At 58.7% G+C, this 21,792-nt stretch carries 18 protein-coding genes; 16 read left to right on the forward strand and 2 right to left on the reverse strand.

Features of this window, described 5'->3' with window-relative positions:
- Position 1: 1 nt before the first annotated feature.
- From F474_RS09775 to F474_RS09810, 8 genes are all read left to right on the forward strand, one after another.
- On the forward strand, positions 2–1,045 hold the full coding sequence (locus tag F474_RS09775) for an NAD-dependent epimerase/dehydratase family protein (RefSeq protein ID WP_097085342.1): 1,044 nt from the start codon (positions 2–4) through the stop codon (positions 1,043–1,045).
- A gap of 76 nt (positions 1,046–1,121) precedes the next feature.
- Complete coding sequence (locus F474_RS09780) at positions 1,122–2,387, forward strand: O-antigen translocase (RefSeq protein WP_097085341.1); 1,266 nt, start codon at positions 1,122–1,124, stop codon at positions 2,385–2,387.
- A gap of 4 nt (positions 2,388–2,391) precedes the next feature.
- A complete protein-coding gene (locus tag F474_RS09785) occupies positions 2,392–3,453 on the forward strand; it encodes a glycosyltransferase (protein ID WP_097085340.1) in 1,062 nt (353 codons plus the stop codon).
- Positions 3,453–4,604, forward strand: a complete 1,152-nt coding sequence (locus F474_RS09790) for a glycosyltransferase (RefSeq protein ID WP_097085339.1) — start codon at positions 3,453–3,455, stop codon at positions 4,602–4,604. Before F474_RS09785 ends, F474_RS09790 begins: the two co-directional genes overlap by 1 nt.
- A gap of 2 nt (positions 4,605–4,606) precedes the next feature.
- Positions 4,607–6,547 (forward strand): asparagine synthase (glutamine-hydrolyzing), encoded by a 1,941-nt coding sequence (asnB, locus tag F474_RS09795; RefSeq protein WP_097085338.1) that lies wholly within the window; start codon positions 4,607–4,609, stop codon positions 6,545–6,547.
- Complete coding sequence (locus tag F474_RS09800) at positions 6,523–7,659, forward strand: glycosyltransferase family 4 protein (RefSeq protein ID WP_097085337.1); 1,137 nt, start codon at positions 6,523–6,525, stop codon at positions 7,657–7,659. The genes asnB and F474_RS09800 overlap by 25 nt, the downstream gene beginning before the upstream one ends.
- 111 nt (positions 7,660–7,770) lie before the next feature.
- The gene (locus F474_RS09805; protein WP_097085336.1) at positions 7,771–9,765 is read left to right on the forward strand and encodes a nucleoside-diphosphate sugar epimerase/dehydratase; all 1,995 of its coding nucleotides are present in this window, start codon (positions 7,771–7,773) and stop codon (positions 9,763–9,765) included.
- An 81-nt stretch (positions 9,766–9,846) separates the two neighbouring features.
- Positions 9,847–11,016 (forward strand): formyltransferase family protein, encoded by a 1,170-nt coding sequence (locus F474_RS09810; RefSeq protein WP_097085335.1) that lies wholly within the window; start codon positions 9,847–9,849, stop codon positions 11,014–11,016.
- Here the strand turns inward: F474_RS09810 and F474_RS09815 are convergent.
- Positions 11,013–11,273: a hypothetical protein gene (locus F474_RS09815; RefSeq protein ID WP_097085599.1), complete on the reverse strand. Its 261-nt coding sequence runs from the start codon at positions 11,271–11,273 to the stop codon at positions 11,013–11,015. The genes F474_RS09810 and F474_RS09815 overlap by 4 nt on opposite strands.
- Positions 11,274–11,516: 243 nt before the next feature.
- Here F474_RS09815 and F474_RS09820 point away from each other — a divergent pair, with 243 nt between their 5' ends.
- Both F474_RS09820 and dmeF read left to right on the forward strand, forming a co-directional pair.
- Positions 11,517–13,142: a methyl-accepting chemotaxis protein gene (locus tag F474_RS09820; protein ID WP_097085334.1), complete on the forward strand. Its 1,626-nt coding sequence runs from the start codon at positions 11,517–11,519 to the stop codon at positions 13,140–13,142.
- A 204-nt stretch (positions 13,143–13,346) separates the two neighbouring features.
- The gene (gene dmeF / locus F474_RS09825) at positions 13,347–14,285 is read left to right on the forward strand and encodes a CDF family Co(II)/Ni(II) efflux transporter DmeF (RefSeq protein WP_097085333.1); all 939 of its coding nucleotides are present in this window, start codon (positions 13,347–13,349) and stop codon (positions 14,283–14,285) included.
- A 14-nt stretch (positions 14,286–14,299) separates the two neighbouring features.
- Here the strand turns inward: dmeF and F474_RS09830 are convergent, their stop codons facing one another.
- Positions 14,300–15,241: a LysR family transcriptional regulator gene (locus tag F474_RS09830; RefSeq protein WP_097085332.1), complete on the reverse strand. Its 942-nt coding sequence runs from the start codon at positions 15,239–15,241 to the stop codon at positions 14,300–14,302.
- A gap of 106 nt (positions 15,242–15,347) precedes the next feature.
- Between F474_RS09830 and F474_RS09835 the strand changes: the two genes are divergently transcribed.
- The 6 genes from F474_RS09835 to F474_RS09860 all read left to right on the forward strand — a co-directional run bounded on the left by F474_RS09835 (position 15,348) and on the right by F474_RS09860 (position 21,694).
- Complete coding sequence (locus tag F474_RS09835) at positions 15,348–16,178, forward strand: amidohydrolase (protein ID WP_097085331.1); 831 nt, start codon at positions 15,348–15,350, stop codon at positions 16,176–16,178.
- A 37-nt stretch (positions 16,179–16,215) separates the two neighbouring features.
- On the forward strand, positions 16,216–17,535 hold the full coding sequence (locus tag F474_RS09840) for an MFS transporter (RefSeq protein WP_097085330.1): 1,320 nt from the start codon (positions 16,216–16,218) through the stop codon (positions 17,533–17,535).
- 18 nt (positions 17,536–17,553) lie between these two features.
- On the forward strand, positions 17,554–18,294 hold the full coding sequence (locus F474_RS09845; protein ID WP_097085329.1) for an SDR family NAD(P)-dependent oxidoreductase: 741 nt from the start codon (positions 17,554–17,556) through the stop codon (positions 18,292–18,294).
- Positions 18,291–19,088, forward strand: coding sequence for a sugar phosphate isomerase/epimerase (locus tag F474_RS09850; RefSeq protein ID WP_097085328.1), 798 nt, complete (start codon positions 18,291–18,293; stop codon positions 19,086–19,088). The genes F474_RS09845 and F474_RS09850 overlap by 4 nt, the downstream gene beginning before the upstream one ends.
- 163 nt (positions 19,089–19,251) lie before the next feature.
- Complete coding sequence (leuA, locus tag F474_RS09855) at positions 19,252–20,949, forward strand: 2-isopropylmalate synthase (RefSeq protein ID WP_097085327.1); 1,698 nt, start codon at positions 19,252–19,254, stop codon at positions 20,947–20,949.
- Between the two features lie 10 nt (positions 20,950–20,959).
- Positions 20,960–21,694: a helix-turn-helix transcriptional regulator gene (locus F474_RS09860; protein WP_097085326.1), complete on the forward strand. Its 735-nt coding sequence runs from the start codon at positions 20,960–20,962 to the stop codon at positions 21,692–21,694.
- Positions 21,695–21,792 lie beyond the last annotated feature (98 nt).

Here is a 21,792-nt window from a genome sequence, read left to right on the forward strand (position 1 = left end):
CATGAATGCGTACAGTTCGATACTTGAAAACTTGGCCAGCACTCCCCGAGTCTGGTTGGTGACAGGAGTGGCTGGCTTTATAGGTAGCAACCTCCTTGAAACGCTTCTTAAGCTCGACCAATACGTAGTGGGGTTAGATAACTTCTCGACGGGTCATCAACGTAATCTCGACGAAGTTCAGTCGATGGTGCGAACGGATCAATGGGCGCGCTTCGATTTTCACCAAGGTGATATTCGTCTGCTGGAAGACTGTCAACGTGCAATGTTATGGCAGGGGGAGAGTGCGGTTAATCATGTGCTGCATCAAGCCGCGCTAGGCAGCGTACCCCGCAGCATCGCCGATCCGATCACCACCAACGCAGCGAATGTGACTGGCTTTCTGAACATGCTGGTTGCTGCGCGGGATGCAGAGGTTGCTAGCTTCACCTATGCAGCCAGCAGCAGCACCTACGGTGACCATCCTGGACTGCCAAAAGTTGAGGACGTCATCGGAAAGCCATTAAGTCCATATGCGGTAACGAAGTATGTGAACGAGTTGTATGCTGATGTTTTCGCGCGTACGTACGGGTTTAAAACCATAGGGTTGCGGTACTTTAATGTTTTTGGTAAGCGACAGGACCCTGATGGTGCCTATGCCGCCGTCATACCTAAATGGACAGCGGCCATGATCCAGGGAAGGGAGGTATTTATCAATGGCGATGGGGAAACCAGCAGAGACTTTTGTTTTGTTGACAATGCGGTGCAAGCCAATTTGCTAGCAGCCATGTCTACAAGTGCGGAAGCAACGAATCAGGTTTACAATATCGCCGTCAGCGGCCGAACAACATTAAACGAGCTATATAGATTCATAAAAAACGCGCTTGAGAAATCGGGAATTGAAACTTCAGCTGAGCCGGTATACAGGGATTTTCGAGCTGGCGATGTGCGTCATTCTCAGGCGGATATTACCAAGGCACAAAGATTACTTGGCTATGAACCGGCGTATTCGATTGACCGCGGCATAGCAAACGCGATGCCTTGGTATGTAGACTTCGTAGTACGATAATATGGATGTAGTAATAGAGCTCAACGGGTCCGCAATTGGCCGGAAATGCCGCTTTACCTTTGATACGTTGGTCTAGATGAAGCTATTGCGTACGAGCTTTCTGAATGCGCTCGCAGTTTCGGTAAAAATGCTCGCTATGTTGGGCATAAATAAAGTGCTAGCTGTTTATTTGGGGCCGGCTGGCTATGCTGCAATAGGCCAATTTCAGAATGCCGTACAGATCATCAATAATTTTTGTACATTGGCGGCGGGGCCAGGAGTAACGAAATATACCGCGCAGTATCACGCCGAGCCAGCGAAGCAGAGAAGTCTCTGGCAAACAGCAGGCATGCTGACAATTTTGTTGTCTCTGGTCGTATCAGTCTCCTTTTTTCTATTGAAAGATAAAGCGGCCATCTTATTTTTTGGCAACGCCGCGTACGCGGATGTTTGTGTTTGGTTATCGGTCTCGATCGTATTTTCTGCTTTGAATTTCTTTATCTTGGCGATTTTAAATGGCCGGAAGGACATCGGCCTCTATGTTACAGCTAATATCGGCGGGAGTGTTTTTTCGGTACTGATGGTAGTTCTGCTAGTGGTTTTTTTTCATTTGCGAGGTGCGTTGATCGCGCTAGCGACTTACCAAGCTGTTTCTTTTCTCTTTAGTGTCTGGTTGGTTCGTCGTCGACCATGGTTTGGCAGCTATCTATTTTGGGGCAGGCCAAACAGAGCAATGCTGAGAAACTTAGGTAAATTCGCCGCTATGGGCTTAGTTTCAGCCCTGTGCTTACCGCTTAGTCAGTTTGCAGTGCGGAGTTACATTGGAAACTCTCTCGGGTGGGAGGCCGCTGGCAATTGGGAGGCGATGTGGCGACTGAGCTCAGCCTATCTCCTTCTGGCAACAACCACGCTTGCCGTCTATTTTTTACCTCGCTTCTCGGAACTTGGCAGCACTTCGATGTTGCGTGCCGAGCTAGTGATGGGCTTCAAGTACATAGTGCCTATTTGCGTGATTGGCGCGATCGGTATATTTTTTTTTAGGGACTTTATCATAGCGTTGCTTTTCTCGGGAGGGTTTCAATCTGTACGAGACTTATTCGCGTGGCAGCTATTTGGTGATGTAGTTAAAGTTTCGGGTTTTATATTAGGCTATCTGCTTCAGGCAAGGGCATTCTGGAAGTTTTTCATAGTCTCCGAAGTCGCTGTGTCTACGTCTTTTTATTTATTTTCCATCCTGTTTTTGAACATGTATGGCCTTGTCGGAGCTGTCATCGGCTACGCGTTGGCCTATTGTGTATATTTTTTAATGATCTCGTTTTTTTTATGGCGTAAACGTCTCTTTTCGACAGCCTTGGAAGGGTGATAGTGTGAAAGTTTTATTGCTCGGGGAGTTTAGTTATCTATACAGAAATTTGCAGTTCGGTCTTCGTGAGCTAGGTTGTCACGTTCAATTGGCCTCCCATGGTGATGGCTGGAAAAATGTGCCGCGCGATATCGACCTTGGTGGCGGAGGCGGTCTTTCCGCGAAGTTGAAACGCAAGGTATACCCCTTGCTTAAACTGAAGGAGCTGCAGGGCTATGATGTAGTGCAGCTGATAAATCCCTTTTATTTTTACCACAAGTATTTTCCTAATAAATTTTTTTTCGAATCTATTATTGGGAGCAATGAGTCCCTCTATCTCTCGGCAGCGGGAGAAGATGCGTTCTATTGGCGCTACGGTGCAGACACCCTTCGATACACGCCCTTTGCCGATTTTCTAAAATACGACCTGAAAAAAGATAGCTATTATCTTCAATCTGATAAGAGCCTGGAGTTCAATAGGTGGTTAGTCAATCGAGCTAAAGGCGTGATTCCGATCATGGTGGATTATGCCATTACGCAGAGGGGGGTGGAGAACCTTGAACAGGTGATCCCCATACCTATGAAGGTCAACTCTATTGAGTATAAAGAGAATAAAGTTGGCAGAAAGCTGGTGGTTTTTCATGGTTTGAATCGCTATGGTTTCAAGGGTACCCACCATGTAGAGGCAGCCTTCAAAATACTAGAAAAAAAATACCCAAATGACCTTGAGCTGATCATTGACGGTCACATGCCCATTGCCCAGTATCTTGAAGTGATGGGGCGTGCAAACATCGTTATTGACCAGACCACCTGTTACTCTTTGGGCGTTAATGGAATATACGCAATGGCACTGGGTAAAGTTGTGCTGGGCGGATCGGAGCCTGAGTCACTTCACGCAATGGGCGTGGAAGAGTCGCCAGTTATAAATATCACCCCGTCAGCTGACGATATTGTAAGGAAAATTGAATTTTTCATAGAAAATCGCCATTTGATCTCTCAGTTTGGCGCCGAATCACGGGCCTTTGTAGAACGCCATCATGATCATTTGAAGATTTCACAGCGTTATCTTGACGTGTGGCGCCGTTAATGCAAAAGTTATGCGCTCCACTCAGTATCACACACGTTATCATTGATTTGGACATTGGCGGTGCCGAATTGATGTTGAAGCGTTTGGTGCTCAATTCTGATCCGAAACGATACACCCACCGTGTACTTGTGCTCGGTGTTGAAGGTGTGGTGGGTAAGGAACTAGAGCATGCTGGTATTGAAGTGTGTTATCTTGGTTTAAGAGGCATGTGGGATTTGCCTATGGTATTCATCCGTCTGGTGCGAAAAATAAGGGCGCACCGCCCTTCAATCGTACAGAGTTGGATGTATCACTCGGATCTACTTGCCGGGTTGGCGGCAAAGGTTGGGACGAGCGCTAAGGTTATCTGGGGCGTTCGAACTACCGATCCCGCTGTAGGTAATGCCCCCTTCACGCTGGCGATAGCCCGACACTGCGCCCGGCTATCGGCTGTATTGCCGGACAGGATTATCTGCGCCGCAGACGTGTCAAGACGTTCCCATATCAAATTAGGTTATTCTGCTTCTCGTATGCATGTTGTACCCAATGGTTTTGACATAGATCGGTATCGGCTTTCATCCAATGCTCGCACTCAACTGCGTAACGATTGGGGGCTTTCGGAAACGGCTACCGTTGTCGGTGCTGTGGGTCGGTTGAATGATGCTAAAGACTTTAAAAATCTGATATCTGCCTTGCTTGAATTAATGCCTCATTTCCCTTCACTGCATGCGGTTTTTGTTGGCCGAGATCTTGAAATTGAAAACGACAGGGTACGCGCATGGTTTCCTACACCTGAGTTTTTAAATCGTTTTCGTTTCATGGGTGAGCGCAACGACATGCCGGAATGCCTATCGACATTGGATATTTTTTGCCTTTCGTCCCGAAGTGAGGGTTTTCCCAATGTACTCGGTGAGGCAATGGCATCAGGGCTACCCTGTGTCACTACAGACGTAGGGGACGCTGCGCTACTGGTCGCTGATACGGGTTTGGTGGTTCCGCCTGAAAATGCCAAGGCGCTTGCGGAGGCCATTGAGGTGTTGGTGAATCGAACCCCTGCTGAGCGTGCAGAAATCGGGCGTCGTGCACGTACTCGCATTGAAGAACACTTCAGCTTGGCTTCCACCGTGCGTGAGTATGAGCGTCATTATAATTCATTGACTAACGAGATTTAACGATGTGTGGAGTCGCGGGCGTATTTACACGATCTGCAAATGTAGCGGATCTGGAAAGTAGCGTAACCTCGATGGCCAATGCTATCCGGCATCGAGGGCCAGACAGCGGCGGTGTATGGCTAGACTTGTCGGCCGGCATAGGGCTGTCGCACAGGCGTTTATCTATAGTAGACACCTCAGATGCCGGCCACCAGCCGATGCGGTCCCCCTCAAATCGTTTTGCATTCGTATACAACGGTGAAATCTATAATCACCAACAGCTTCGTGAGGAATTATCCGAAGAGCAATCGACCCCTTGGAACGGGCACTCCGATACCGAAACGCTTCTGGCATGTTTTGAGCGTTGGGGGGTTGAGGCTACACTGCAGAAAACCCAAGGCATGTTCGGATTTGCGCTTTGGGATAGCGAAAAGCGCGAGCTCGTATTAGGGCGCGATCGCCTGGGCGAAAAGCCCCTGTATTACGGGTGGCAAGGTCACGATTTTATCTTCGGCTCTGAGCTCGGCGCATTGCGGGCGCACCCGGCCTTTCGTGCAGTTATCGATCGCAATGCACTGGCACTGTACATGCGGCACAATTGTGTTCCTGCCCCTTATAGTATCTTCGAGGGTATTCATAAACTCGAGCCCGGTTGTTTGCTTACTCTCACGACTTCAAGCCACATACCTACCATACATCGCTACTGGTCAGGGAGTGAGGCTGTCAAGGTTGGTAAAGCATCAGCTTTCGCAGGTTCTGCGACCCAGGCTGTGGACGAACTTGAATCGCTTCTTAGCGGTTCCATTCGCCAGCAAATGGTTGCGGATGTACCGCTGGGGGCTTTTCTATCGGGTGGGATAGACTCATCAACCGTCGTCGCGTTGATGCAAGCTCAATCCTCTCGACCCGTTCGTACATTTTCTATAGGTTTCAATGAACCTGGCTATAACGAAGCCGAACACGCTAAGGTCATAGCCCATCATCTAGGCACTGACCACACCGAGTTGTATGTTAGCGCAGAGCAGGCGTTGGATGTTATCCCTCTACTGCCACACATCTATGATGAGCCGTTTGCAGACTCCTCTCAGATTCCAACTTATCTGGTCGCTCAAATGGCCAAGCAGCGTGTAACGGTAGCGCTTTCTGGGGATGCCGGTGATGAGCTATTTGCGGGCTACAACCGTTATACCTTGACTTCGTCCATGTGGAGAAAAATCAGCACGTTGCCGACATTCGCGCGCCAAGCGCTGGCTGGGGCGATACGTTCCGTTCCACCCGCTGGTTGGGATGCGGTGGCCCAACCGTTTTCGCGTTTTATGGGTGGCCGCCTGGCTGCATTTGGAGACAAGCTCCACAAAGGGGCGGACGTACTGGGATGCAGCAATGAGGATGATTTATATCGTCGGCTAGTTTCGCACTGGGATGATCCTGCATCAGTGGTCATAGGGGCTGCAGAGCCGCCTACGGTATTAACTGATCCGGCGAGAAAATTATCTGTTGAGGGGGTTGAGCGGATGATGGCGCTTGACATGCTTAGCTACTTGCCGGATGACATTCTTACCAAAGTAGACAGAGCGGCAATGGCTGTTTCGTTGGAGACCCGTGTACCGTTTCTTGACCACCGTGTGGTGGAATTCGCTTGGAAGTTACCGCTGGAGTACAAGTTGCGCGATGGGCAGGGCAAATGGGTCCTGCGGCAGGTTCTCTACAAACACGTACCGAAGGCGCTGATGGACCGACCCAAGATGGGTTTCGGGGTTCCGTTGGCAGCATGGCTTCGAGGTGAGTTGCGCGATTGGGCAGAAGCGCTTCTGGACGAGCAACGCCTTGTGAAAGAAGGATATTTTCACCCGCAACAAATCCGCCGCAAATGGGCTGAACATCTCAGCGGCACTCGCAATTGGGCCTACCACCTTTGGGACGTTCTGATGTTCCAGGCATGGCTGGAGAAGAACCCCGTCTGATGAAAAAATTACTGTTCATCGTTAACGTCGACTGGTTTTTTATCTCTCATCGATTGCCGTTGGCACTTGCGGCCCAACAGGCAGGCTTCGAGGTTCATTTGGCCTGTGCTGTCACTGACAGGCTTAATGAACTGGAGCGCCACGGCATCGTTGTGCATCCCTTGGCGCTGGATCGGCGTAGCGCCAGCCCTCTGCAAGCGTTCAAGTCTTGCTGGGCGATGTTTAGGCTCATGCGCATGCTCAAACCCACAGCTGTGCATTTGGTAACCATCAAGCCGGTATTGCTTGGTGGTCTGGCAGCACGTTTGGCTGGAATAGAGAGGGTCATCGCTGCGATATCAGGCCTGGGGTTTGTATTCATGGCCACTGGGCCTAAAGCCGCGGTGCGCCGTTGTTTGGTCGCGCTGCTGTATCGGCTGGCGTTGCGGCGTGGCAACGTGAAGGTGATCTTTCAAAACGAAGACGACCAAACCCTTTTAGAGCAGCATGCGGGCATCCATCCAAGTCAGGCCGTTCGTATCCGCGGGTCGGGTGTCGACCTGGCAGCCTGGCTGCCCAGCCCACTACCTGAAGGCCCGGCGCTGGTCGTGATGGCGGCGCGCATGCTCAAAGACAAAGGTGTGCTTGAGTACGTCGAAGCCGCCCGGGCGCTTCAGGGCTATCGTGGCGCTCGCTTTGTATTGGTTGGGGGCGTCGATGAGGGTAATCCCACCAGCCTCACGTCCGATCAGCTTCAGAAATGGTCTGAGGCGGGTGTTATTGATTGGTGGGGCGCGCGCAGCGATATGGCTGAGGTGTTCTCGCAGGCGCATATCGTGGTACTGCCTTCCTATCGAGAAGGGCTCCCCAAATGCCTGATCGAGGCGGCCGCGTGCGGTCGAGCGGTTGTCACCACGGATGTGCCAGGTTGTCGCGATGCGATCGAACCAGGGCAAAGCGGGCTGCTCGTGGAAGTTCGCAACGCTGGGGCATTGGCTCAGGGTATACGAAAGCTGCTAGATGACCCAGTTACCGTGGTGCATATGGGCGCTGCCGGCCGTGCATTGGCCGAACAAGCGTTCGATGTGCGGGAAGTGGCGAGAATGCACATGGCCCTCTACGAGGGGCGCTGAGGGCGTGGCTGCCAGCACTTGTGGCTATGGTGTTATGCTGGCGTTCATTCAAACGCGGCCAGCGAGCATGCTGTTTATTGAAAAAGGAGGCGCCAGGATTCGGCGTAACTGATGGAATCGTTCAAGGCATGGTTGCTGGCGTTACCACGCAGGCAAAAACGGCTGGTTCAGGTGGTGCTGGACTCAATATTGCTAAGCGCTGCGCTGTGGCTTTCGTTTTTGGTTCGCCTTGGGGTGGATGACCTATTCGGCCCCTTGATCGCCCATTGGCCGCTGTTTCTTGCAGCTCCATTGGTATCGGTCCCTGTATTCGTCAAGATGGGCATGTACCGTGCGGTTCTGCGTTATTTCGGAAACGATGCGCTGGTGACCATTTTCAAGGCGGTTACGTTGGCTACGTTGATATTGGGCGTCGTCCTGTTCTGGTACGGGAACCGCGCCTACGTAGTGCCCCGCTCGATTATCTTCAATTATTGGTGGTTGAGCCTTGTAATGATTGGCGGGCTGCGTCTTGCGATGCGCCAATATCTACTGGGTGGTTGGTTTGCCGTGCCTGGCTTGCTGCCTTTTGGTGCGAAGGCTGATTCAGCCCCCAGGGTTGCAATCTATGGGGCGGGGTCGGCAGGGAATCAACTAGTGGCCGCGCTGCGCATGAGCCGCTGCATCCGCCCGGTAGCCTTCATCGACGACGATCCCCAGATCACGAGCCGGGTAATATCCGGTTTGCCCGTTTACGCGCCGCGCAAGATTGCTTCGATGATCCAGACGACCGGCGCCACGGAGATTCTGCTGGCACTGCCGTCGGTTTCCCGCAGCCGCCGGCGCGAGATACTTGGCCTGCTTGAAACCCACCCCGTTCATGTGCGCACTATTCCGGCCTATTCGGATTTGGCCAATGGCCGGTTCAATGTGGACGATATTCGTGAGGTAGAGATCGCGGACCTGCTGGGTCGTGATGCCGTACCTGCACAGCCGGAGCTACTCGCCCGCTGCGTGGTGGGCAAGACAGTCATGGTAACAGGGGCGGGTGGCTCAATCGGGTCGGAACTCTGCCGGCAGATCCTGGCCATCGGCCCTGCGCGGTTGATTCTGTTTGAGCACAGTGAGTTCAACCTCTACTCAGTGAATGCCGAGCTTGAGGCGGCCTCGGTCTGCCTCAGGCAGGCCTGCGAGATCATCCCGATTCTGGGGTCGGTGCGCGATGCGGCGCTGCTGGGCGAGCTGATGACCACTTGGCAGGTGCAAACGGTATACCACGCGGCAGCCTATAAGCACGTGCCGATTGTCGAGCACAATGTCGGTGAGGGGTTTTACAACAACGTCTTCGGCACCTTGCGCGCCGCCCAGGCGGCACTGCGTTCGGGCGTCGAGCATTTTGTGCTGATCTCCACTGACAAGGCGGTGCGCCCAACCAATGTCATGGGCAGCACCAAACGCTTGGCTGAGCTGGTGCTCCAGGCGTTAAGCCAGGAGCCCGCCCCCGTGCTGTACGGTGAAGGTGAGAATGTTTCTCAGGTCAATCGCACTCAGTTCACCATGGTGCGGTTTGGCAATGTGTTGGGGTCCTCTGGCTCGGTCATTCCACTGTTCACCCAGCAGATCAAGGCCGGCGGCCCCGTAACGGTGACGCATCCGGAGATCACACGTTATTTCATGACGATCCCGGAGGCAGCGCAGCTCGTTATCCAGGCAGGGTCAATGGGCAGGGGCGGCGATGTCTTCGTGCTCGACATGGGAGAGCCAGTGCGAATCGTGGAGCTGGCCCGCAAGATGATACATCTGGCGGGTCTCACAGTCTGCGACGCCGAGCATCCTGATGGCGATATCGAAATTGCCTACTCCGGGCTGCGGCCGGGGGAGAAACTCTACGAAGAATTGCTCATCGGTGACGACGTTGAGCAAACCTCCCACCCGATGATCATGACGGCCCTGGAAACACATCTTGGCTGGGACGTGCTCAAGGTTGTGCTGAGCCGCATAGAGGCGATGCTGGCGGAGGGCGATATGGATGGCATACGTACACTATTGACTGAGGTAGTCAATGGTTACACGCCGCAAGGGGGGATCGTGGATCTGAAATTCCTCCATAAGCGAGGCGCGAACTGAATGCAGGCTTGTCGGTTAAGTATCCGGCGATGTACAGGCAATGCCCGGCGACGGGGCACGCGTTTTGAGTAAGGTAAACAAATGATCGTCATCGCAGGCAAAAACAACATCGCCGTTCACGCCCTCAACACCCTGGCTCGCCTCCCAGGTACCCAGGCACTCGCGGTCGTTTGTAACGTAACCGACGACGGCCAGGACGGTTGGCAGCGGTCGTTAAAGCGGCACGCTGAAACCCTGGGCATCCCTGTAATCACCCTCGCTCAGGCCTATGACCAGGCCACGCTCTTTCTCTCGTTGGAATTCGACAAGATCGTGCGCCCCGAGCGGTTTCGCCAAGCGCGCTGCTACAACATTCATTTTTCCCTGCTGCCGCGCTACAAAGGCATGTACACCGCAATCTGGCCCGTTCTCAACGGTGATCGGGAGGCCGGGGTTTCGCTTCATGTGATCGATGCCGGCATCGACACCGGCGAGCTGATCGCCCAGCGCACCTTCAAGTTGACCGAGTGGCATAGTGCCAAGGATCTGTACCTCAAGTGCATCGAGGCCAGTTGCCTGCTGTTCGATGAACAGGTGCAGGCGCTGGTGGAGGGCGCAGTGTCGCCATACCCGCAGGCGGCTGAACAGTCGACCTATTACTCCCGGCAGTCCATCGACTTCAGCCGTCTGAAGGTCGATCTTGTGCAAACCGCATGGCAAGTGTCACGGCAGGTGCGTGCCTATGCCTTCAGGAACTATCAGTTGCCTTCGGTCGAAGGCGAGCGTTTCGTGAACTGCCGGATAACCAACACCCGTTCCAGCCATAAAGCCGGCAGCTTGGTGCTGGATACCGGAGCGTATGCCGAGTACGCCACCATCGATTACAACATTCGATTGTTTCGGGATCGGCAGAGCGAGGTGTTCGCAGCTGCGCAAACACGGGAATTGGCCGATGTACCAGAAACCCTGCTGGGTTTGTGCAGTGTCGATGACCGCAATGCGATTGGGTGGACCTTGCTCATGATCGCCTGCTACAACGGCTTTGAGCGGACCGCGCGGGCGTTGCTGGAGGCCGGTGCAGACATCAATGCGAGCAACGCCAAAGGCACGACGGTACTGATGTATGCCAAGGATCATGCACTCAAGGTGCGCGATTCAACATTCTTTCGCTGGCTGGTAGGTCAGGGTGCTGACATCGAGCGCCGCGACCTGACAGGGCGCCGGCTTGCCGATTACGTGTCTGCGCAGGACTACGACTTCTTGCTGGGTTAATGCACCCCCGCCCCCCGCGGCACCTCCGCATACGGAAACCGCGGCAACGCCTTGACCCAAAAGCGCTTGCGCTCTGCCTGGTCAGGCGGCAGGGGTTCTTCGCTCCAGAACCGCTCATGCTTGAGCGCCTCACGGTAAGCCTCCCATTCCATCTTCACCGCAGCCTCCTGGGCAGTGGCTTCGCTGTCGAACCAGCCCAGCAGGTAGGCTTCGCCTTGCTCCTGCCCGTGCTCGATCAGTACATAGATGTTGTCCATGGTGGCCTCCCGCATATTGCGAAGCTATGACAGAACGGTCTCTTTATTTCAGGCTATCGGCGTTAGGCGAAAATGTCTAACCACCGTTGGTCGATAGACCGGCGCTCTACCGGATACCGCAGATCCATAAATATTCCGAAAACAGGCTTAAAGAACGGCTCCCCTCAGCCGATAGGCGGTGATAAGTCGTACGACAACTTTGCGTGCGCACCATAAGAATAACCATGCACCGAGGGCCTGTTCATGCACCTGCGCCACCTCTCCATCGCCCGCCGTGCGGGCCTGGGCTTTACCCTGATTGCCCTGTTGGTCGCCGTGCTGGGCGGCTTCGCGCTATTGCAGATGTCGACGATTCGCCAGAGCGAGGTGACGGTCGAGACCCACTGGGTGCCCAGCATGCGGGTGGTGGCTGACATTCGCGAAGCGATGTTGCGCATCCGCACCATTTCCTTGCGCCTGGCGCTGGACCCTGATCCGAAGAACGCCTCCACCTACAAATCGCAGATGGACGCACGCACGCAGTTCCTCAATGAGAAGCTCAAGCTGCTGGACGGTTTCCTTGATACCCCAGAGGAGCGCAAGCTCTACGAGCCGTTCAAGGCCACGCTGGGGCAGTACCAGAGCAACTTGGCGCGTTCTTTCCAACTGGCCGATCAAGGCCAGCGCGAAGCGCTCAATGCGCTGCTGCTGGTGGACATGAAAAAGGTGGTGGACGATTCCGGCAATCAGTTGGCGGCGTTATCCGACTTCTACAACCAGCGCATCGATGCAGAAGGCGTCGCCTCCGGCGCGCAGTACTCCCGGTCTCTGACCGTAGTGGCTGCGTTCGTATTGCTGGCGGCGCTGGCCACGGTGGTGCTGGCGCTGTGGCTTACCCGCAGTATCGTTCGCCCCCTGGGCGAAGCAGTCAAGGCTGCCGAAACCATTGCCGCCGGTGACCTGACCCAGCCTTTGCCAGCCCACGGCGACGATGAAGTCACGCGCCTGTTCCGCGCCCTTGCTGCGATGCAGCAGAGCCTGCGCGGTACCTTGCAGCTGATTCGCGATTCGGCCGGGCAGTTGGCAAGCTCCGCCGGCCAGCTCGATGGCGTCACCCGCGATTCCAGCCGCGGCGTAAATCAACAGAACGATGAAATCGAGCAAGCAGCCACGGCGATCAACCAGATGACGTCTGCTGTGGAGGAGGTAGCACGCAATGCCGTCTCCACCTCCGAAGCCTCCAGCCAATCAAGCGAGTCGGCGCAATTGGGCCGGGTGCGAGTGGAGGAGACCGTCACCGCGATCCAGGCGCTCAGCGGCGACGTGCAAATCACCTTCGAGCAGGTCGAGAGCCTGGCTACGCAGTCTCAGGATATCGGCAAGGTGCTGGACGTGATCCGTGCCATTGCCGAGCAGACCAACCTGCTGGCGCTCAACGCGGCTATCGAAGCCGCGCGGGCGGGCGAGTCTGGCCGAGGGTTTGCGGTCGTCGCCGATGAAGTGCGCGCACTGGCGCACCGTACCCAGCAGTCGACGCTGGAGATCGACCAGATGATCACCGCCATGCGCGGCGGCTCCAGCCAGGCGCTGGCCTCAATGACGAACTCGAGCAAACTGGCCGGGCAAACCCTGGAAAAGGCCCTGGCGGCCGGTACCGCGCTGAGCGAGATCACCGCTTCGATCTCACAGATCTCCGAGCGCAACCTGGTCATTGCCAGCGCCGCCGAGCAGCAGGCGCAAGTGGCGCGCGAAGTGGACCGCAACATCGTCAACATCCGTGATCTCTCGGTGCAGTCGGCTCAGGGTGTGACTCAGATCAGCGTTTCCAGCGGCGAGCTGGCGCGGCTGGCGGCAGAGTTGAACCAAGGCGTGGCGCGGTTCAAGGTTTGACGACAGCCGTCACAGCCAAAGCCGCCGATAACTATAACCACCGCATAGGTGGCCGTCATCGCGGTAACGCGGTGGCCCGCGTGCCGCAGCGCTTGCAGGCCGGTCGGCGGATCGCCCAGCGCTGGCTTGCAATAGGGGTGGGGGGTATGTAAAAGTCTGGCCTTCGTATACCCGTAGGGGGTATGCGACCAGCCGAGGCTTCCCATGTCTACCGTCCACGACCACCAATTCCTGGGCACCCACCACGACGAAAACGCCCGCCGCACCCGGTGGGTCGTGCTGCTCACCGTCGTAATGATGATCGGCGAAATCGCCGCAGGCTACATAACCGGCTCCATGGCCCTATTGGCTGATGGCTTGCACATGGCGACCCACGCCGGTGCGCTGGGGATCGCCGCAGCAGCCTATGCCTATGCTCGGCGCCATGCCCGCGATGGCAAATACAGTTTTGGCACCGGCAAGGTCGGTGACCTGGCAGGGTTTGCTTCGGCGCTGGTGCTGGGCCTGGTCGCATTGGGTATTGCGGTGGAGTCAGTAGGGCGGCTGCTGGCGCCGACCGCTGTCGCCTTCGGTACAGCGACCTGGATTGCCGTGCTGGGGCTGTTGGTCAACATCGCCAGCGCACTGCTGCTCGGCCATGGGCATTCTCACGACCATGACCATGACCATGACCATGACCATGACCATGACCATGACCATGACCACGGTCACCACCATGGCCCGGCCGATCACGGTGATAACAACCTGCGTTCGGCTTACGTCCATGTATTGGCCGATGCACTGACCTCCGTGTTAGCCATCGTCGCGTTGCTGGCCGGGCGCTACCTGGGCTGGGTGTGGCTGGACCCACTGATGGGCCTGGTGGGGGCGCTGGTGATCGCCCGTTGGGCATGGGTATTGATGCAAACCAGCGCAGCCGTGCTGCTGGACCGCGCAGACGAGCAGTTGGCGAGCGAGATTCGCGCGCTCATCGCCGGCGAAGAAGGCGTGAGCATCACTGATTTGCACGTCTGGCGGCTTGGCCCACAGGCGCACGCAGCGATCGTCAGTGTCGCCGGCGCCAGCAGCACTGAGCGCATTCGCCAACGCCTGGCACCGGTGCATGAAATCCGGCATCTCACCGTCGAGTGCCTGCCCGCCTAGGCCAAGGGCGGCGCTCATCCCGCCGGCATCTCGAACCCTTCGATGGCCCGCCCCAATCGCTGCGCTTCGGCCAGCAGCACCTGCATCATCTGCCGCGCTGCCTCCGGCAACGGTTCGAAACGTGAATAGACGAAACTGATGTCGAAGCTGATGTCCTCGGCCAGCGGCACGATGGCCAGGCCGCTGTCCTGGGCGACGAACTCGTCGATGATGCTAAGGCCCAGGCCGTGGCGCACCAGCGCTACGCCTTCCCCGGCGTTGGTGAAGTCCAGCACCGAGCGCCAGGCAAGGCCTCGGCGGTCGAAATGGCCGGCCAGCAAGCGGCCAAAGGGCATGTCGGGGCGAAACAGCACCAGCGGCGCTTGTGCCAGGCTCTGCAGGCTCAGGTTGGGCTCGCTCGCCCAGGGGTGCCCAGGTGGCAGCACCGCGACCATCCGCCCTCGCATGAAGGCCTGCGAGTGCAGGTGCTCGTGATGCACCGGCAAGGCCGCTACCGCGAGGTCAACCCGTTTTCCGAGCAACTGCGCCGGCATATCGCTGATCAAGGTGGTTTGCCACTGGATGTCCAGCCCCGGCCATTGCTGTTTCAAGGCCGCCAGCGCATGGGGAATGAGCACCGTCGACAACGACGCGCTGCAACACACCCGCAGCTGCCGCCCAGGGTGCTCGGCCAAGGCGCGGGCGCAATCATTGACTGCCTGCGCGGCCTGGTAAACCCGCTCCACTTCACGGTAGAGCGTGTGTGCTTCGGCCGTGGGCACCAGGCGGTTGTTGATGCGCTGGAACAGGCGATAGCCCAACCGGCCTTCGACATACTGCAGCAGCTTGCTGACCGCCGGTTGCGATACGTACAGAAGCTTGGCTGCCGCGCTCACCGAGCCGGTGAGCATCACCGCGCGAAACACTTCCATGTGCCGCAGCTTGAAGGCCCACTGGGTCGAATCGGAGTTGGGCATGGGTGTCCTTAACCTTGGGTTATGGTGTTCGCCATACAGGTATGGGCGCCTGAGCGCGCAGCGTCGTAAGGTGGATGCACGCCACAATAACAAAAGGCCTGCGCCGATGAGCATCTTCGACGAGCCCAAGATCGACTGCCATAGCCACTTGTTCGACCCAGAGCAGTTCCCTTACGCCCCCGATACGCCCTACGCCCCGAGCGGCCAGGAAGTGGCCTCCCGGGCGCAGTTCGAGCGGGTGCTGGAGGCTTATCGGGTGCGCCATGCGCTGCTGGTTGGCCCCAACAGTGGCTACGGGCTGGATAACCGTTGCCTGCTGCACGCGCTCGCCCATGGCCGGGGGCGTTTCAAAGGAGTAGCGGTCGTAGCCCATGGCACGTCACTGGAAGCACTGGCCGCCTTGCAAACTCAAGGGGTGGTGGGTATCGCCTTCAACCCGGCACTCGAAGGCGTGGCGTCGATGGCCACGGCCGCCCCGTTGCTGGGCCGCCTGGCCGAGGTCGGTTTGATCGCGCAGGTGCAGGTCCAGGGTGATCAACTGCTCGACCTTCTGCCTTTGCTTCAGGCAACCCCCGGCCGGGTGCTGATCGACCACTGCGGCAGGCCGGCGGCCGAGGCTGGCGTTGGCCAGGCTGGCTTCCAGGCGTTGCTGCGCCTGGCGGTGGGCGGGCGTACCTGGGTCAAGCTCTCCGGCATGCAGAAGTTTGCCGCTGTCGATCATCTTGAAACCCAGGCCGGCCCCTATGTTGATGCACTGCTTGAGCATTTCGGTGCCGAGCGCTGCCTGTGGGGCTCGGACTGGCCGTTCATTCGCTCGGCCTCGCGCATCGATTACGGCCCGCTGCTGAAGTTGGCCGAGCGTTGGCTGCCTGACCCTGGCACGCGGCGCCAAGTGATGTGGAGCACACCCCTGCAGCTGTTTGGCTTCCCCGATTGACCGCCGCAGCACCCATAACAATAAAAGGACCCTACCCATGAGCACCGAGCCTAGCCTGCTCGCCACACCTGCCGAACAGGCGCAACGCAGCCGCACCCGTTTCATGATCCTGGCGCTGGTTTCCGGTGGCACCCTGATCAATTACCTGGACCGCAGCGTAATGGGCATCGCCGCGCCGGCTATCAGCAGCGACCTGGCGCTGAACGCGGCGATGATGGGCATCATCTTCTCGGCCTTCTCCTGGACCTACGCCGCTTCGCAAATCCCGGGTGGCATCCTCATCGACCGCCTCGGCACCAAGCTCACCTACTGGCTCGCCCTGACCTTGTGGTCTTTGTTCACCGGCCTGCAGGGCCTGGCCCAGGGTTTCGCATCGCTGTTGGGCATGCGCCTGGCAGTGGGGGCGGCCGAGGCGCCGTGCTTTCCTACCAACAGCCGGGTGGTGGCCACCTGGTTTCCGCAGAGCGAGCGGGCCCGCGCCACCGGGATCTATACCTTCGCCGAATACGTAGGCCTGGCGTTTCTCTCGCCGTTGCTGTTCTGGGTGTTGCATGCCTACGGCTGGCGCGTGCTGCTGATGGGGGTGGGTGCGGTGGGCATCCTTTACGGCCTGCTGTGGTGGGCCAAGTACCATGAGCCGCACCAGTCGCGCAGCGCCAACCAGGCAGAGCTCGACTACATCCGTGAGGGCGGCGGGGTGGTCGACGGTGGCCAGCAGGCCACGCGTTTCGCTTGGTCGCAGATCCCTGCGCTGCTCAAGCACCGCAACATGCTGGGCATCTGCCTGGGCCAATTCGCCTGCAACTCCACCAACGTGTTCTTCCTCACCTGGTTCCCTACCTACCTGGTAACCGAGCGGCACATGCCCTGGCTTAAGGTGGGTTGGGTAGCGGTGCTGCCGTTCATTGCTGCCTCGGTAGGCACGCTGTTCGGTGGCTGGTTGTCCGACGCCTTGTTGCGCCGCGGCTACTCACTCAATGTGGCGCGCAAGTTGCCAGTGATCACCGGCCTGCTCACCGCCTCGGTGATCGTGCTGGCCAACTATGTGCAGTCCGATGCCCTGGTGATTGCGATCCTCTGCGTGGCGTATTTCGCCCAAGGGATGTCAGCGCTGGCCTGGATGATCGTTTCGGATATCGCACCCAAAGGCATGCTGGGGCTGTCTGGCGGGGTGTTCAACCTCTTCGCCAACGCTGCCGGCATCGTGACGCCGCTCACCATCGGGCTGATCGTCAGCGCCACCGGCTCGTTCGTGTGGGCGCTGGCCTTCGTGGCCGCGATCACTGTGCTCGGCGCCCTGTGCTACCTGTTCATGGTGCGTGACCTGGCGCGCCTGCCCGCTATCGACAATGCCTGATTCGAAGGAGCCTTCGGCATGAGCACTACACTTCAAGGCCAGACGGCCATCGTCACCGGCGGCATGCGCGGCATCGGCCTGGGCATCGCCCGCCGGCTGCACACCGCCGGTGCCCAGGTGATCATCTGGGACCTGAACGTCGACCATTGGGCTGCCGAGCAGGCAGGGTTCGAGCCGGTGCTGCGCCAAGCGGTGAACGTAGCCAGCCTGGCCTCGGTGGAGGCGGCCTTTGCACAGGCGCTGGCGCAGGTGGGCCAGGTGCAGATCCTGGTCAACAACGCCGGCATCAATGGGCCGGTTACCCCTTGCTGGGAATACCCGCCCCAAGCGTGGGACCAGGTTATGGCCGTTGACCTCAACGGCGTGTTCTACGGCTGCCGCACGGTCATCCCGCACATGCGCGAGCACGGCTACGGGCGCATCGTCAATGTAGCCTCCATGGCCGGCAAGGACGGGGTGCAGTACATCAGCGGCTATTCGGCTGCCAAGGCCGGGGTGATCGCCTTCACCAAGGCGGCGGCCAAGGAGCTCGCCCAGGACGGGGTGCTGCTCAACTGCGTGGCCCCGGCGATGGTGGAGACCGACTTGATGGCCGAGATGACCGCCGAACACATCGCCGCCAGCAAGGCCAAGATTCCCATGGGGCGCTTCCTGCAGATCGAGGAGATCGCCAACATGGTCACCTGGATCGCCGGCCCCGAGTGCAGCTTTACCACCGGCTTCGTGTTCGACCTGAGCGGTGGGAGGGCGACCTATTGAAACGGCTCGGCGTCGCCCACCTCACGGCCTTGGAACTGCCGCCGCTCGAGCTGGCCCGCCAGGCGGCGCGAGCTGGCTTCGATGCGGTGGGGTTGCGCCTGCACCCGGCTGTGCCGGGCGGGCTCGCCTACCCGCTGCGGCCGGCGAGCGCGGCGTTTGGGCAGTTGCGTCAGGTACTCGACGGCGAAGGGGTGGTGGTGAGTGACATCGAGTTCATCGCCCTCACCCCCGAGGTCGACTTGACCGATCTGCCTTGGATGCTGGAAACCGGCGCCTTGCTGGGTGCCCGCAGCCTGACTGTCTCAGGCGATGACCCCGACGGCGGGCGCCTGGCCTCGCGGTTCGCCTCGGTGTGCGAGCTGGCCGCGCCACTGGGTATGGTTGTGAACCTGGAGTTCATGCGCTGGCGGGTCGTGGGCAACCTGGGCCAGGCATTGGCGGTCGTGGAAGCGGCAGGGCAGGGCAATGGCGGCATCCTGGTCGATGCGTTGCACCTGTTCCGGGCTGGCAATACCGTTGAAGAGCTGGCGCGGGTGCCAGCCCGCTGGCTGCATGACGTGCAGCTGTGCGACGCGCCGGCCAAAGCCCCGCCGGAAGAAGCGATCATTCAGGAGGCCAGGGAAGGCCGGTTGCCGCCTGGCGAGGGTGGCTTGCCCTTGCGCGCGCTGCTTCAGGTGCTGCCTGCACAGGTGCGTTTGAGTGCAGAGGTTCCTCAACCCGGCCTGGGCGGCGGTGAGCGCCTTGCGCAGGCAGCCCAGCGGACGCGTGCCTTGCTCAATGGCTATTCTCTTTGAATAGCCCCTATTTTATTGCTAGATTTTTCAGAAATTAGAGAAAATCTTCCAAACTGTTCATCTGCGCTGCAAACAACGCAATTGAGTGTCGCGACATGGATCCTAAACTGTAAAGCCTGCCTGCTGCTGTGCGTGGCCGGCCACACTCAAGGAGAACGCGACCATGATGCTCCAGGACCCTTCCCGCAAATACCGCCACTTCGCCACCGTCGACCTGCCAGACCGCCAATGGCCATCGAAGGTGCAGCAGGTGCCGCCCACCTGGTGCAGCGTCGACATGCGTGACGGCAACCAGGCGCTGATCGAACCCATGAACGCCGAGCGCAAGCGGCGCTTCTTCGACTTGCTGGTCAAGGTGGGTTTCAAACAGATCGAAGTCGGCTTCCCTGCAGCCTCCCAGACCGACTACGACTATGTGCGCGAGCTGATCGAAACCGGCGCCATCCCGGACGATGTGACCATCCAGGTGATGACCCAGGCCCGTGACGACCTGATCGAACGCACCTTCGAAGCGCTCAAGGGCGTGCCCCGTGCCATCGTGCACGTGTACAACGCGACCGCCCCGGTATTTCGCCGCGTGGTGTTCAAGGTCGATGAAGCCGGCTGCATCGAGATCGCTACCCAGGCCACACGCAAGATCAAGGCACTGATGGACAGCTATCCGCAAACCCAGTGGACGTATCAGTACTCGCCGGAGACCTTCTGCTTCACTGAGCCTGAATTTGCCTTGCAGGTGTGCGAAGCGGTCACTGAGGTGTTTGAGCCTACCCCGGCACGGCCCATGATCCTGAACCTGCCAACCACCGTGGAAGTGGCCACTGCCAACGTGTTCGCCGACCAGATCGAGTGGTTCTGCCGGCACTTCAGCCGCCCGGCCAACGTGGTCATCAGCGTGCACCCGCACAACGACCGCGGCACAGGCGTGGCCACTGCCGAGCAAGCGTGCCTGGCCGGCGCGCAGCGGGTCGAGGGCACCTTGTTCGGCAACGGTGAGCGCACCGGCAACGTCGATATCCTCACCCTGGCCATGAACCTCTACACCAGCGGCATTCATCCAGGCCTGGACTTTTCCGACATCGTGCACGTGCAGCGCGAGGTCGAGTACTGCAATCAGCTGCCGACCCACCCCCGCCATCCCTATGCCGGTGAACTGGTGTTCACGGCGTTTTCCGGCTCGCACCAAGACGCAATCAAGAAAGGCTTCGCTGCGCGCCAGGCCGACCCGCAGGGCTACTGGGAAGTCCCCTACCTGCCGATCGACCCGGCCGACATGGGCCGCAGCTACGAAGCGGTCATTCGAGTGAACAGCCAGTCCGGCAAGGGCGGCGTGGCGTTTCTGCTGGAAAAACACGGCATTGCCTTGCCGCGCCGCTTGCAGATGGAGTTCAGCACGCTGGTGCAAGAGGTGGCTGACCAGACCGGCCGGGAAATCTCCAGCCAGATGATTCTGGAGTGCTTCAACGAGCACTACCTGCGCGCGGCAGCGCCATGGTCGCTGGAAGAGGTGGCTACCGGCAGCGAAGGCGGCACCACCTGGGTCAAAGGCCGCCTGCGCCAGGCCGGGCAGCAGTACGTGTTGCTGGGCGAAGGCAACGGGCCGCTGGCGGCCTTGGTGAACGCGCTCAAGGCCCAGGGCCTGGAGCTGGATATCGCCGATTACCACGAGCATGCCATCCGCGACGGCGCTGCTGCCGAAGCCATGGCCTATGTGGAGATTCGCGTGGGTAACCGGCTGCTGTTCGGTGCCGGGCGCGATCACAACATCGTCCAGGCTTCGCTGGGCGCGCTGGTCAGCGCCGTCAACCGTGCCACTCGCCTGGGCCTGCTGGCGCAGCCGGTAGGCGCCGGCGTATCCGCCTGAGGCTAGGCCGATGAAAGCCTTGATTGCAGATTACCCGCCAGGCGAGCAAGTTGGCTGGCATTGCCATGCCCACGCGCAGCTGATCCACGCCAGCGAGGGCATGATGCTGGTGGGCACGGAGCAGGGTGACTGGGCAATCCCTACCGGCCATGCGCTGTGGGTGCCGGCGCAGGTCGGGCACCAGGTGCGCATGGCCGGTGCGGTGAGCATGCGTACGCTGCTGGTGCCGCCGGGGGTTGAGGTTGCGCTGCCGGGCCGTTGCCGGGTGATCGAAGTCAGTGCGCTGCTGCGCCACTTGATCGTGGCAGCGTCCAGCCCGGATGCCGGCTCGATCCCGGCGCGGCAGCAGCATCTGTTGGGCCTGATCGGCCATGAGCTCAATGCCGCGCGGCAAGTGCATTCCCATGTGCCCATGCCGGCAGACCCACGCCTGCAAGGGCTGTGCACCGCGGTGCTGGAGGCGCCGGGGCAGGAGTTGACCCTGGAGCAGTGTGGCGAGCGGCTCAACATGAGCTCGCGCACCTTGGCCAGGTTGTTCCAGCGCGAGCTGGGCATGTCTTTCGGGGAATGGCGCACCCGCGCACGGATGGTGCTCAGCGCCCAGTGTTTGGTGCGTGGCGAGTCGGTGTTGCGGGTGGCGCTGGAGCACGGTTATCAAAGCCCCAGCGCGTTCGCGACCACGTTCAAGCGCACCCTCGGCTACAGCCCGCGGGAATGTCGCAACCCTTGGGCGTGTGCAAGCTGAACCGCGGCCATGGGAAGTTGTCCGCCTCGCAAGGCAGGTTGTCTGTCTTGCGAGAGAGCTCAACCGCCATTCTCCGTAGCCTGATCACAAGGCAAAAC

It is taken from the genome of Pseudomonas sp. URIL14HWK12:I12 (assembly GCF_003097135.1).
In the GTDB taxonomy this organism is placed as follows: domain Bacteria; phylum Pseudomonadota; class Gammaproteobacteria; order Pseudomonadales; family Pseudomonadaceae; genus Aquipseudomonas.

Excerpts from the sequence above, each read along its gene's own strand:
- dmeF (WP_097085333.1), top strand. The coding sequence starts at position 13,347 with ATGTCTACCGTCCACGACCACCAATTCCTGGGCACCCACCACGACGAA.
- F474_RS09775 (WP_097085342.1), top strand. The coding sequence starts at position 2 with ATGAATGCGTACAGTTCGATACTTGAAAACTTGGCCAGCACTCCCCGA.
- F474_RS09835 (WP_097085331.1), top strand. The coding sequence starts at position 15,348 with ATGAGCATCTTCGACGAGCCCAAGATCGACTGCCATAGCCACTTGTTC.
- F474_RS09790 (WP_097085339.1), top strand. The coding sequence starts at position 3,453 with ATGCAAAAGTTATGCGCTCCACTCAGTATCACACACGTTATCATTGAT.
- F474_RS09845 (WP_097085329.1), top strand. The coding sequence starts at position 17,554 with ATGAGCACTACACTTCAAGGCCAGACGGCCATCGTCACCGGCGGCATG.
- F474_RS09805 (WP_097085336.1), top strand. The coding sequence starts at position 7,771 with ATGGAATCGTTCAAGGCATGGTTGCTGGCGTTACCACGCAGGCAAAAA.
- F474_RS09780 (WP_097085341.1), top strand. The coding sequence starts at position 1,122 with ATGAAGCTATTGCGTACGAGCTTTCTGAATGCGCTCGCAGTTTCGGTA.
- F474_RS09815 (WP_097085599.1), bottom strand. The coding sequence starts at position 11,273 with ATGGACAACATCTATGTACTGATCGAGCACGGGCAGGAGCAAGGCGAA.
- asnB (WP_097085338.1), top strand. The coding sequence starts at position 4,607 with ATGTGTGGAGTCGCGGGCGTATTTACACGATCTGCAAATGTAGCGGAT.
- F474_RS09830 (WP_097085332.1), bottom strand. The coding sequence starts at position 15,241 with ATGCCCAACTCCGATTCGACCCAGTGGGCCTTCAAGCTGCGGCACATG.
- F474_RS09820 (WP_097085334.1), top strand. The coding sequence starts at position 11,517 with ATGCACCTGCGCCACCTCTCCATCGCCCGCCGTGCGGGCCTGGGCTTT.
- F474_RS09860 (WP_097085326.1), top strand. The coding sequence starts at position 20,960 with ATGAAAGCCTTGATTGCAGATTACCCGCCAGGCGAGCAAGTTGGCTGG.
- F474_RS09810 (WP_097085335.1), top strand. The coding sequence starts at position 9,847 with ATGATCGTCATCGCAGGCAAAAACAACATCGCCGTTCACGCCCTCAAC.
- F474_RS09840 (WP_097085330.1), top strand. The coding sequence starts at position 16,216 with ATGAGCACCGAGCCTAGCCTGCTCGCCACACCTGCCGAACAGGCGCAA.
- leuA (WP_097085327.1), top strand. The coding sequence starts at position 19,252 with ATGATGCTCCAGGACCCTTCCCGCAAATACCGCCACTTCGCCACCGTC.
- F474_RS09800 (WP_097085337.1), top strand. The coding sequence starts at position 6,523 with ATGGCTGGAGAAGAACCCCGTCTGATGAAAAAATTACTGTTCATCGTT.